At 69.0% G+C, this 10,943-nt stretch carries 13 protein-coding genes; all 13 read left to right on the plus strand.

The window, feature by feature from the left end; genetic code table 11:
• Positions 1 to 805: ABC transporter substrate-binding protein (locus tag VFG33_RS13095; RefSeq protein WP_325025994.1), on the plus strand; the 805-nt coding region annotated here is incomplete at its 5' end.
• Positions 806 to 807: 2 nt separating this feature from the next.
• Positions 808 to 1,617, plus strand: a complete 810-nt coding sequence (locus tag VFG33_RS13100; RefSeq protein ID WP_325025996.1) for an ABC transporter ATP-binding protein — start codon at positions 808 to 810, stop codon at positions 1,615 to 1,617.
• Complete coding sequence (locus VFG33_RS13105; protein WP_325025998.1) at positions 1,614 to 2,393, plus strand: ABC transporter permease; 780 nt, start codon at positions 1,614 to 1,616, stop codon at positions 2,391 to 2,393. Before VFG33_RS13100 ends, VFG33_RS13105 begins: the two co-directional genes overlap by 4 nt.
• The gene (locus tag VFG33_RS13110; protein ID WP_325026000.1) at positions 2,390 to 3,478 is read left to right on the plus strand and encodes an Ldh family oxidoreductase; all 1,089 of its coding nucleotides are present in this window, start codon (positions 2,390 to 2,392) and stop codon (positions 3,476 to 3,478) included. Before VFG33_RS13105 ends, VFG33_RS13110 begins: the two co-directional genes overlap by 4 nt.
• On the plus strand, positions 3,478 to 3,873 hold the full coding sequence (locus VFG33_RS13115) for a RidA family protein (RefSeq protein WP_325026002.1): 396 nt from the start codon (positions 3,478 to 3,480) through the stop codon (positions 3,871 to 3,873). The genes VFG33_RS13110 and VFG33_RS13115 overlap by 1 nt, the downstream gene beginning before the upstream one ends.
• Positions 3,874 to 3,915: 42 nt before the next feature.
• Entirely contained in the window at positions 3,916 to 4,788 is an 873-nt protein-coding gene (locus VFG33_RS13120; protein WP_325026005.1) for a fumarylacetoacetate hydrolase family protein, read from the plus strand.
• Positions 4,785 to 5,486, plus strand: coding sequence for a GntR family transcriptional regulator (locus tag VFG33_RS13125; protein ID WP_325026007.1), 702 nt, complete (start codon positions 4,785 to 4,787; stop codon positions 5,484 to 5,486). The genes VFG33_RS13120 and VFG33_RS13125 overlap by 4 nt, the downstream gene beginning before the upstream one ends.
• The gene (locus VFG33_RS13130) at positions 5,483 to 6,244 is read left to right on the plus strand and encodes an SDR family NAD(P)-dependent oxidoreductase (protein ID WP_325026009.1); all 762 of its coding nucleotides are present in this window, start codon (positions 5,483 to 5,485) and stop codon (positions 6,242 to 6,244) included. Before VFG33_RS13125 ends, VFG33_RS13130 begins: the two co-directional genes overlap by 4 nt.
• A 3-nt stretch (positions 6,245 to 6,247) precedes the next feature.
• Positions 6,248 to 7,834, plus strand: coding sequence for an FAD-dependent monooxygenase (locus VFG33_RS13135; protein ID WP_325026011.1), 1,587 nt, complete (start codon positions 6,248 to 6,250; stop codon positions 7,832 to 7,834).
• Positions 7,834 to 8,226 carry a cupin domain-containing protein gene (locus tag VFG33_RS13140; protein WP_325026013.1) on the plus strand — a complete coding sequence of 131 codons (393 nt, stop codon included), beginning with the start codon at positions 7,834 to 7,836 and terminating at the stop codon, positions 8,224 to 8,226. Before VFG33_RS13135 ends, VFG33_RS13140 begins: the two co-directional genes overlap by 1 nt.
• Positions 8,216 to 9,130 carry an amidohydrolase family protein gene (locus VFG33_RS13145; protein ID WP_325026015.1) on the plus strand — a complete coding sequence of 305 codons (915 nt, stop codon included), beginning with the start codon at positions 8,216 to 8,218 and terminating at the stop codon, positions 9,128 to 9,130. Before VFG33_RS13140 ends, VFG33_RS13145 begins: the two co-directional genes overlap by 11 nt.
• Before the next feature lie 76 nt (positions 9,131 to 9,206).
• Complete coding sequence (locus VFG33_RS13150) at positions 9,207 to 10,172, plus strand: quinone oxidoreductase family protein (protein WP_325026017.1); 966 nt, start codon at positions 9,207 to 9,209, stop codon at positions 10,170 to 10,172.
• Between the two features lie 115 nt (positions 10,173 to 10,287).
• Positions 10,288 to 10,943: GntR family transcriptional regulator (locus VFG33_RS13155; RefSeq protein WP_325026020.1), on the plus strand; the 656-nt coding region annotated here is incomplete at its 3' end.

The raw sequence follows: 10,943 nt of genomic DNA on the forward strand, positions 1-10,943 counted from the left end.
CAACCCGGGCAGCGGCACGGTCGACGTGATGAAGCTGGTCGCGGGCGGTCAGGCCGACTACGGCATCGGTGACTTCACCGCGGTCGTGATCACGCTGGCGGCCCAGAAGCTTCCGGTCACCACCGTCGGGATGATCCACCAGCGCTCGCTGGCCGCGATCGTGGCGCTCCAGGACGGCAAGATCCACAAGCCCGAGGACCTGATCGACAAGAGGATCGGCGACCAGCCGGGGTCGACCAACACGGTGATGTTCCCGCTCTACGCCAAGGCGGCGAAGATCGATCCCACCCGGGTCAAGTTCGTGCCGAACCCGCCGCCCGCGCTGCCGCAGCTGCTTGCCTCCGGCACCGTCGACGGCATCGGCCAGTTCGTGGTGGGCGTTCCGCTGGTGGAGAAGGCAGCCAAGCGCAAGGCCGTCGTGCTGCCGTACGGCGATCTGCTGCCGGACCTCTACGGCAACTCGATCATCACCCGGACCGACCTGGCGAAGGAGCACCCTGACCAGGTCAAGCGGTTCACCGGTGCGCTGCTGAAGGGTCTGCAGGACACGATCGACGACCCGAAGGCCGCTGCCGAGACGCTGAAGAAGTACGTGCCGACCACCGATGTCGCGGTCGCCACCGAGGAACTCACCCTGATGAAGAAATACGTGAAGCCGGGGGACTTCAACGGCGCGCTGGGCGAGGTGGATGTCACCCGGGTGCAGAAGGTGATCGACCAGCTGGAGGAGGCCAAGCAGATCACGCCGGCCGGTTCGATCAAGCCCGCTGACGTGGTGAGCGAGTCCCTGGCACCGAAGGGCTGAGGATGATCCGGCTGGACGGCGTGGGGCAGGTCTTCGAGGGGCGCGGGGGCCAGGTGCGGGCCCTCGAGGAGATCGACCTGCACGTCCAGGCGAACGAGTTCGTCACCGTGATCGGCCGGTCCGGCTGTGGCAAGTCCACCCTGCTCCGGCTGATCGCGGGACTGCTCCCTCCGACTTACGGCGGGGTCGTGGTGGCGGGGGATCCCGTCACCGGGCCCCGGCGGGACGTCTCCTTCATGTTCCAGCGGCCGGCCCTGCTGCCGTGGCGGTCGGTCGTGTCGAACGTGATGCTGCCGGTGGAGATCTCCGGCGGCGACTCCGAGCGCACCAAGGCGCAGTACCGGGATCGGGCGCACGAACTGCTGGAGCTGGTCGGCCTCAAGGGGTTCGAGCGCCGGCTCCCGCACGAACTGTCCGGCGGCATGCAGCAGCGGGTGTCACTGTGCCGGTCGCTGATCCGCAGTCCCAAGGTGATGCTGATGGACGAGCCGTTCTCGGCTCTGGACGCGCTGACCCGGACCGAACTGTCGGCGGAACTGCAGCGGATCCAGATGGAGCTGGCGACCACGATCGTGTTCGTCACCCACTCGATCGAGGAGGCCGTGGTGCTGTCCGACCGGGTGGTCGTGCTGACGCCGCGGCCCGGCCGGCTCCGCGAGATCGTCGACATCGACATCCCGCGGCCCCGCAGCCTGGCCCAGAACGCGCACCTGACCGAGGTGGCCCAGATCAGTGGCCACCTGCACGGACTGCTGTCCGAACACGGCCGCCCGGTCGACGACGCAGAGCCCGCTCCTGAGGCGAGTCGATGACGCAGCGCTCCTGGCTGACGAGTTCGCGCTCGGCGGCGGTCCTGCTGCCGGTGGTCGGCTTGATCGGTGCGATCGCGCTCTGGTGGCTCGCGGTCCGCGCCTTCGACATCGAGCCGTTCCTGCTGCCCACGCCGGGCGCCGTGCTCGGCAGATTCCTGGAACAGCCGGGCTTCCTGCTGGAGCAGACCGGGGTGTCCTTCGTCGAGACGATCACCGGGTTCGGGCTGGCGATCGTGGTCGGCGTGCCGATCGCCCTGCTGATCGTGCGGTCGGTGATCCTCGAGCGGCTGGTCTACCCGCTGCTGCTGGCGGTGAACGCGATCCCGAAGATCGCGATCGCGCCGTTGCTGGTGGTCTGGTGGGGTTTCGGCATCGGGCCGAAGATCCTGATGGTGCTGCTGGTCTGCTTCTTCCCGATCGTCATCTCGACCGCGCAGGGGATGAAGTCGACGCCGGCCGAACTGGTCGAACTGCTCCGCTCGCTGAAGGCCAGCCGGAGGCAGGAGTTCTTCAAGCTGCGGCTGACCTACGCCCTGCCGCAGGTCTTCACCGGTCTGAAGGTGGCCATCTCGCTGGCGGTGATCGGCTCGGTGATCAGTGAGTTCTCCGGTGCCACGGCCGGCCTGGGCTTCGTGATCTCGACCTCCGGTGCCTCCGCCGACACCGCCCTGGCGTTCGCCGCGATCGGGCTGCTCAGCCTGATGAGCATCGTGCTCTTCTACGGCCTGGTGCTGCTGGAGCACCTGCTGCTGCCGTGGGCGCAGGAGACGGGATGACGACACAGGCATCGGATGCCGACCGCCGCGTGCTGGTCCGGCCGGCCTGGCTGGAAGCGACCGTCTCGTCCGTCTTCGCCGCTGTCGGGTTCGATCCGGCCGACGCGTCACAGATCGCCGCCGCGCTGGTGGAAGCCGATCTGCGCGGGGTCAGTTCGCACGGCGTGATGCTCGTGCCGATGTACGTCGAACGCCTGAACGCGGGCGGCGTGACCCGCGAACGCGAGCTGGACGTCCTGCACGACGCGGGCGCCGCCCTGGTGCTGGATGCGCGCGGGGGAATGGGGCAGCTGTCCAGCCCGCAGGCGATGGGGCTGGCGATCGAGCGGGCCGGGCGGTACGGGATCGGGCTGGCGTCGGTCCGCAACGCTCACCACTTCGGCGCGGCCAGCCGGTGGGCCATGCAGGCGGCCCATGCGGGTTGCCTCGGTGTCGCGATGTCGAACACCACCCCGCTGATGCCTGCCCCGGGAGGGGCCGAGCGGATCGTCGGCAACAACCCGCTGGCGATCGCGGTGCCGACCGAGGCCGGGGCGGAGATCGTGCTGGATATGGCGTTGTCGGCTGTTGCCCTGGGCAAGATCCGGCTGGCGGCGTCCGCCGGGCGGTCGATCCCGGACACCTGGGCGACCGATCCGGCCGGGGTACCGACCACGGACCCGGAGGCCGCGGTCCTCGGGATGCTGCTGCCGGCGGCCGGGCACAAGGGGTTCGGGCTGGCGCTGATGATCGACGTGCTGACCGGGGTGCTCAGTGGCGGTGGCTGGGGCGACCAGGTCCGGCCGCTGTACCGCGAGCCGGACCGGCCGAACGACTGCGCGCATCTGTTCCTGGCGATCGACCCGGAGTTGCTGGGCGGGATCGCGGGATTCCGCGGGCGGGCGTCGGATCTGGCTGCCCGGGTGCGGGGGAGTTCCACTGCGCCGGGGGTGGACCGGTTGTACCTGCCGGGTGAGATCGAGGCCGAACGCGCGCGGCAGCAGCGGCGTACCGGCGTACTGATCGAGAGGTCGGGGCTGGACGGGTTGCTGGCGGCCGCAAGGGCAGTCGGCGCCGCCATCCCGCCAGGAGGGGTGCAGAGCTGATGCCGAAGACGCAACTGACCAGCGCCGCGTTGCGCAGCCCGAACGGGGTGTTCTCGCAGGCGACCACGATCGAGGCGACCGGCCGGCTGGTGTTCGTGTCGGGGATGACCGCGCGACGGCCCGACGGCAGCATCGCGGGCGTCGGCGACATCACCGAGCAGACCCGGCAGGTGTGCGAGAACGTGCAGGCCGCGGTCCGCGAGGCCGGCGGCACCCTGGACGACGTGTGCCGGGTGGACGTGTACGTGCGGAACATGGAGGACTTCGCGAAGATCCACGAGGTCCGGGCGCGGTACTTCCACGAGCCGTTGCCCGCTTCCACGATGGTCGAGGTCAGCAAACTCGCCCATCCGGACTACCTGATCGAGATCAGTGCGATCGCGGTGATCCAGTGACCGGGGTGGGTGATCGCGTGCGAGGCGTCGAATGGGTATGAGATGCGATTCCTGACGATCGAGTACGCCGGCGGCGAGCGGGTCGGCGTACTGGATGGCGCTGACGTCGCGTTGCTGGCGGCAACCGACCTGGTCTCGGTGATCGAGGGCGGGGCCGCGGCGATGGATGCCGTGCGCAACGAGTTGCCGCGGGCCGAGCGGATCCCGCTGGCCGGGGCGCGGCTGTGTGCGCCGTTGCGGCGGTTCCGGCGCGACATCCTCTGCACCGGCTGGAACTACTGGGACCACTTCGAGGAGAGCAAGGGCAAACGCGACGGCCAGGACGTCGACCGGCCCGAGCACCCGACCTTCTTCACCAAGGGCCCGGACGTGGTGATCGGCCCGTACGACGAGATCGCGTACGACCCGGCGATCTCCGCCAAGTGGGACTACGAGGCGGAACTCGCCCTGGTGATCGGGAAGACCGGTCGGAGCATCCCGGTCGAGCAAGCGCTGGATCACGTCTGGGGCTACACGCTCGCCAACGACATCTCCCAGCGCGACCTGCAACGGGCCCACGGCGGTCAGTGGCTGAAGGGCAAGAGCATCGACCAGACGATGCCACTGGGCCCGTGGATCGTCACCGCCGACGAGTTCGGCGATCCGCAGGACGTGCACCTGCAGTGCCTGCTGAACGGTGAGGTGATGCAGGACGCCTCGACCAAGCAGATGGCGTACGACGTGGCGACGTTGATCAATGAGCTGTCGTTCGGGATGACCTTGCGCCCGGGCGATCTGCTGCTGACCGGGACCCCGGCCGGGATCGGCAATGCCCGCGAGCCGCAGGTCTTCCTCGGCGAGGGCGACGAGGTGATCACCCAGGCGGACAAGATCGGCGTCCTGCGGAACACCCTGGCCCGTCGGGAGCTCGCATGAGTAGCCGGCTGGAGCTGCTGCCGGGCGGCGGCAAGGGCGGACGTCGTACGTTGGCCGAGACCGCCGCGGCCGAGCTCCATCAGCTGATCCTGTCGGGGGAGCTGCCCAGCGGTACGCCGCTGCGGCTGGTCGAACTGGCGAACCGGCTGGAGATGAGCCAGATGCCGGTCCGCGAGGGGCTGCGCAGACTCGAGGCGCTCGGGCTCGTCGACATCATCCCGCACCGCGGCGCCTGGGTCCGGGAGTTGTCGGTGGACGATCTGCACGACACTCACGAGACGCGGCTGGCGCTGGAGAGCCTGGCGGTCCGGGCCGCGGCCGAGCACTTCAGCGAGGAGGACGAGCAGCGGGCGGTGGCCGCGCTGGCCGATCACGTGCGGTTGTCCCGTCTCGACGACTCGGTCGGCGCCCGGCAGGCGCACGCGGACTTCCACTTCGCGCTCTATCGGGCCGGTGGCTCGCATTGGCTGGCCCGGGCGATCGAGCCGGTCTGGCAGAACAGCGAGCGGTACCGGTTCGGCAGCAGGCCGACCGCGATCCAGATCGAGCGCACCCGGATCGAGCACCAGACGATCCTGGACGCCTGCGTCGACCGCGATCCCGAAGCGGCCGAGAAGGCGCTCCGGACCCACCTGGCCGGCGCGGTGCAGCGGATCACCGAGACGATGACCTCCAAGCAGCAGAGGGAGCCGTCATGAAGGTGAGTTTCGACGCCACCGGCGAGGTCGTGGTGATCACAGGGGGTGCGCGTGGCATCGGCGCCGCGCTCGCGGAGGCTGTGGCCCGCCGCAACGGCACTGCCGTGGTCTTCGACGTGGTCGCGCCCCAAACCGGTACGCCGTTGGCCCAGACCGGTACGCCGTCGGCGGGGGTGGTGTACGTCGAGGTGGACGTGTCGGACCGCGAGGCGGTGCTCAAGGCCGTCGGCAGTGTGGTCGAGCGGTACGGGCGGATCGACGGACTGGTCGCGGGAGCCGCGGTCCAGCCGCGAGCCGCGGTGGTGGACATGGATCCGGCGGACTGGACCCACACGCTCAAGGTGAACCTGGACGGCGTGGTCTGGGTCTGCCAGGCCGTCGTCCCGCAGATGGTCGACCGGCGGAGCGGCTCGGTGATCGTGTTCACCTCGGGGATGGCCTCGACCGGTTATCCGGGCGCCGCGGCGTACGCGGCGAGCAAGGCGGCGGTGACCGCCTTCGCCCGCACGCTGGCCGCGGAGGTGGCCGAGCACCGGGTGCGGGTGAACATCGTCGCGCCGGGCGTGATCGACACGGACCAGTTCCGCTCCGCGAACACCAGTGCCGATCGCGAGCACTGGCGCGACACGCTAGGTATCGGCGACCCCGAGGACGTGGTCGGCCCGTTGCTGTTCCTGCTCTCCGACGCGGCCGCGATGACCGGGTCCCAGCTGACCCGGGAACGTGCTTTCGGCCGGCTCGATTCGTTCAAGGAGTGATGAGTGTCTTCTGATCCGCAGCTGCCCGTGGCCGTGGTGGGTGCCGGGCCGATCGGCCTGACGACGGCCCTCGGCCTGGCGCACTACGGCGTACCGTTCGTACTGCTCGAGGAGGACGCGGTGCTGTCCGCCGACACCAAGGCAGGCACCACGCTGACCCGGACGCTGGAGATCTGGAACCGGTACGGCGTCGTCGAGGAGATCCTGGCCGCGTCGCTGCGGATCGACGAGATCGGCGACATCGACCGGGCCACCAACACGCCACGGGCCTCGGTCCAGCTGGCCGAACTGGTGAACGACACGCAGTTCCCGTTCGTGGTCAACCTGCCGCAGCAGCGGATGGAGCCGATCCTCGCCGCGGCTCTGGAGCGCGCGGGGCATTTCGTGAGGACGAGTCACCGGTTGGAGTCCTACGAGGTACTCGAGGACCGTGTGGTGCTGACGGTCGAGACGCCTGACGGACCGCGGCAGATCGAGGCCTCACACCTGCTCGCCTGCGATGGTGGCCGGAGCAAGGTCCGCGACGCACTCGGTGTGACCGTGTCGGGCGAGACGCTGCCCGAGCGGTACATGCTGATCGACGTCGTGGTCGATCTGGACGTCGACAACGCGCGCGACTACCCGTACCTGGCGTACTTCGCCGACCGGTCCGAGTGGATGGTGCTGATCCGGCAGCCCGAGAACTGGCGGTTCCTCTTCCCGCTGGCCGAAGGGGCCGAGCCGCCGGAGGACGAGGACCTGCTGGTGAAGGTGAAGCAGTTCATCGGCGAGGTGGACCGGATCGAGTTGCTCGGCTCGGTCGTCTACAACGTGCACCACCGGGTCGCGGATCAGTGGACCCGGGACCGCAAGGTTTTCCTGATGGGTGATGCGGCGCACCTGATCACGCCGATGTGGGCGCTCGGTCTCAACACGGGTGCGCTGGACGCATCGAACCTCCCGTGGCGGCTTGCCTGGGTACTGCGAGGTTGGGCCGGCCCCGAGCTCCTCGACGGCTACGAGCAGGAACAACGTCCCGTGGCCATCAACGGGTCCGGCGAGATGGCTGAGTCGGCTCGCAAGTACATGTCCCATCAGCGGGGCGCGGTGACCGCCGCAGGGAGCGACTGGGCGACCGCCTACACCCGCACGCTGCTCGGTGTCCGGCTGGACGTCGACGGTGAGGACGACTGGTCGATGGTGATGACCAGTGCGGAACCACCTGCCGTCCGGGCGGGGGACAGGGCTCCTGACCTTGCACTGCACGGTCCACTGGGCCGCGAGACAATCCACGGGCTCTGCAAGCACTCGTTCGTCGCGCTCTACTTCACGGATGTACGGCGGCGCCCGGACATCCCGGTGAACGACTCACCCGCGCTGCAGCACTTCGCGATCTCCCGGTGGGACGCACCGCACGACTCGGGGTTGCGGGACCGATCCCTGTTCGACCCGGGCAGCATCGCGACCAGCCGGTATGGCGTACCGCCTGAGACCGTAGTACTGGTTCGTCCGGACGGGCATATCGCGGCGGTGGCTCCACTGCGCGCCGGCGTAGCGGAAGAGCTCTACAGCAAGGTCACTGGTCGGCCTGCACCGCGGGACGTTGTGTGATGGCCTCCTTCGACGAACCGCTGCGCGAGGTGCTGCTGCACACGGACGATCTGGAGTGGGTGGAGAAGTCCCTGGACGGGCTGTCCCACAAGATGCTCTGGCGGGACGAGGAGACCGAGGCGTCGATCGCGCTGGTCCGGTTCGAGCAGGGCTCGGGCATCCCGTCGGAGCACAAGCATGCGTCGAACCAGTTCATGTTCTGCCTGTCCGGGCGGTACGTGTATGTACCGACCGGGACGGTTCTGACCAAGGGCAGCTTCTACTGGAACCCCAAGGGCTGCGTACACGGCCCGACGCTGGCAGAGGAGACCTCTGTACTGCTGGAGGTGTACGACGGTCCGCACTACCCGGAGCGGCCGTCCTTCTACGACAACGACGAGGATGCTCGCTGAGATGGCCGGCTGGGACGTCCATACGCATCTCATTCCGCCGACAGTGCTCGCGGTAGCACACCGGCGGGAGTTCGGTCTTGCTGTCGAAGCCGGCATGTTGGTTGTCGACGGCAAGGAACGACTGCCGTTGCGGCGACTGGGTGATCCGGCCGCTTTGCTGCAGTGGATCGCGGAGCAGCAGTTGGACGGCGCTGTCGTCTCTGTGCCGCCAGCGCTGTTCCGCTACGACCAGGGAGTCGAGTGGGCTGCCCTGGTGAACCAGGGGCTTCGCGAGCTGGCCACACCCCAACTGCGAGTGCTCGGCCAGCTTCCACTGCTCGACCCGGCTGCCGCATCGGTTGCTTCGGCTCTCGCGGACGAAGGCGTCTTCAGTGGCTTCGCCCTCGGTACTGCGGGCTTCGCCTCGCCTGCACTGGATCCCGTTTGGCAGGTGCTGGATGCGCTGGAGGCGTTCACCCTGGTTCACCCGGGTCACAGTCCGGACGAGCGGCTGGACGCGTTCTACCTGTCGAACCTGCTCGGCAATCCTTATGAGACAGGGCTTGCCGCGGCCGAGTTGGTCTTCGCCGATGTGCCCGGGCGGTTCCCGGGGATCCGGTTCTGCCTCTGCCATGGCGGTGGGGTGACCGCGGCTCTGGCCGGGCGCTGGCAGCGGGGGATCGACACTGCACGACCAGGGATCGAGCCCCCTTCGCTGTCCGTGGCGGAGGCACTGCGCCGGTTCGCTGTGGATGACCTGGTCCACGATCCCGCAGTACTGGATCTGGCGGAGGCGACGTTCGGCCAGGTGCTGGCTGGGAGCGACTGGCCGTTCCCGATGGGGAGCGACGGGCTCGACGCACGACGGGCCGAGGCAGCCGAACCGCTGACCCGGCCGCTGCACAAGGGGGTTGCTCTGCCGTGAGACGGGCTTTTCCGCAGGATCAAGATGTGATCAGATATCAAATGCAAGCGGGGACGGGCATGAGTGGGGTGGGTGGATGAGCGCGCGACAAGGAATCGTGCTGCGCTGCTACGGACCCGGTCAACAGTTGAAGGCCGAGGAAATCGAACTCTCCGCGGGACCAGGCGAGACCCTGGTCGAGCTGAGAGTCGCAGCGGTCACGCAGCTGGACCGGACTGTGCTGGCGGGCAAGCTGGCCCAGCAACTGCAGCCGCCGTTCGTGCCGGGGTCCGAGGGTGCCGGAGTGGTGGTCTGGTCGGACAAGTTCGAGCCCGGGACCCGGGTGATCATCCGCGGTGGTGGTGTCGGCGTCTCGCGTTCCGGGACCTGGGGCGAGCTGGCCGTCGTACCGGATGTCGCCGTGCACCCGCTGCCTGACGGTCTGGATCCACCGGCGGCCGTGGCGATGCTGGCGTCGGCGTTGATGGCCCACACCGCGGTACGGCGGGTCGCGCGGATCGTCGAAGGCGAGACGGTCGTGGTGACTGGTGCAACCGGGCTGGTCGGTCGGCTGTGTGCAGCGGTTGCCCGGGCGGCCGGTGCGACGAAGGTGATCGGCCTGGCTCGGGCAGGGGAGTCCGTGGACGTGCTGTCCGGTCTGGTCGACCAGGTGGTCCGGGTGGACGAGCTTGGCCAGGTCGGCCGGGAACTGCCGTGGTGCGACGCGGTGATCGACACTGTCGGAGGTCCGGTCGCCGGCGGGGTGATGAGTCACATCACGCCGGGCGGGCGGCTCGTAGTACTGGGCTACACCGCGGGGGAGTTCGCCACCCTGGACCTGCACCAGTTGATCGGCCGTGATCTGCGGGTGCTGCCGGTGAACATGCAGCGCACCTCGATCGAGCCTGGCACGGTCTCGCAGGTGCTTGCGGACATCGCCCCGGCCGAGGTCTGGCCGGAGTTCCAGTTGGTCCCCGCGCTGCGGTCGGATGATGCCCTCGACCTGCTGGCCGCCGGTACTGCGGACCGCCGGGTACTGCTCGACCTGACCCGGCTGAGGTGAGCCGGATGAACCAGTGGTGGGCAATCTGTCTCCGGAGTGCCACAGAGCGCCGACTCCCGGCTACGGTTACCTCCCAGACGTGTGTGCAGTGGAGGAGAGGGGCAGGCCACACCCAATGACCCGACGACTCGAGCTCACGCCCGGGGGACCCAGCGGCCGGCGGACTCTCGCCGAAGAGGCCGCGGCGGAACTGCACGAGCTCATCCTGTCCGGTGAACTGCCGAGCGGGACCGCGTTGCGCCTGGAGGAACTGGCCAAGCGGTTGGACATGAGCCAGATGCCGATCCGGGAGGGACTGCGCCGGATGCAGGCGCTCGGCCTGGTGGAGATCGTGCCCCACAAGGGCGCCTGGGTGCGCGAGCTGTCCATGGAGGACCTGCGCGACACCCACGAGACCAGGCTGGCGCTGGAGACCCTCGCAGTACGGGCTGCGGCGACGCGGTTCAGTGAGGCGGATGCCGCGCTGGCCCGGGCCGCCCTGGCCGAACATGTGCGGCTGTCGAAGGTGGGCGACATCATCGCCTCCCGGCAGGCGCACACGGAGTTCCACTTCGCGATCTACCGGGCCGGCGGGTCGCGGTGGCTGCCGCGGGCGATCGAGCCGGTCTGGCAGAACAGCGAGCGGTACCGGTTCGGTTCGCGGCAGACCAAGGCCCGGATCGAGCAGACCCGGCGCGAGCACCAGGCGATCCTCGATGCCTGCCTGGCGCAGGACGAGGCCGGCGCCGAGGCGGCACTGCGTGAACACCTCGAAGGCGCCATGCAACGCAT

Origin of the sequence: Kribbella sp., assembly GCF_035687465.1 — a bacterium.
Lineage (GTDB): Bacteria > Actinomycetota > Actinomycetes > Propionibacteriales > Kribbellaceae > Kribbella.

What these genes read in the sequence shown, in the direction of transcription:
- VFG33_RS13115 (WP_325026002.1), top strand. Translation starts at nt 3,478, where the DNA reads ATGCCGAAGACGCAACTGACCAGCGCCGCGTTGCGCAGCCCGAACGGG.
- VFG33_RS13145 (WP_325026015.1), top strand. Translation starts at nt 8,216, where the DNA reads ATGCTCGCTGAGATGGCCGGCTGGGACGTCCATACGCATCTCATTCCG.
- VFG33_RS13150 (WP_325026017.1), top strand. Translation starts at nt 9,207, where the DNA reads ATGAGCGCGCGACAAGGAATCGTGCTGCGCTGCTACGGACCCGGTCAA.
- VFG33_RS13100 (WP_325025996.1), top strand. Translation starts at nt 808, where the DNA reads ATGATCCGGCTGGACGGCGTGGGGCAGGTCTTCGAGGGGCGCGGGGGC.
- VFG33_RS13140 (WP_325026013.1), top strand. Translation starts at nt 7,834, where the DNA reads ATGGCCTCCTTCGACGAACCGCTGCGCGAGGTGCTGCTGCACACGGAC.
- VFG33_RS13130 (WP_325026009.1), top strand. Translation starts at nt 5,483, where the DNA reads ATGAAGGTGAGTTTCGACGCCACCGGCGAGGTCGTGGTGATCACAGGG.
- VFG33_RS13105 (WP_325025998.1), top strand. Translation starts at nt 1,614, where the DNA reads ATGACGCAGCGCTCCTGGCTGACGAGTTCGCGCTCGGCGGCGGTCCTG.
- VFG33_RS13110 (WP_325026000.1), top strand. Translation starts at nt 2,390, where the DNA reads ATGACGACACAGGCATCGGATGCCGACCGCCGCGTGCTGGTCCGGCCG.
- VFG33_RS13120 (WP_325026005.1), top strand. Translation starts at nt 3,916, where the DNA reads ATGCGATTCCTGACGATCGAGTACGCCGGCGGCGAGCGGGTCGGCGTA.
- VFG33_RS13125 (WP_325026007.1), top strand. Translation starts at nt 4,785, where the DNA reads ATGAGTAGCCGGCTGGAGCTGCTGCCGGGCGGCGGCAAGGGCGGACGT.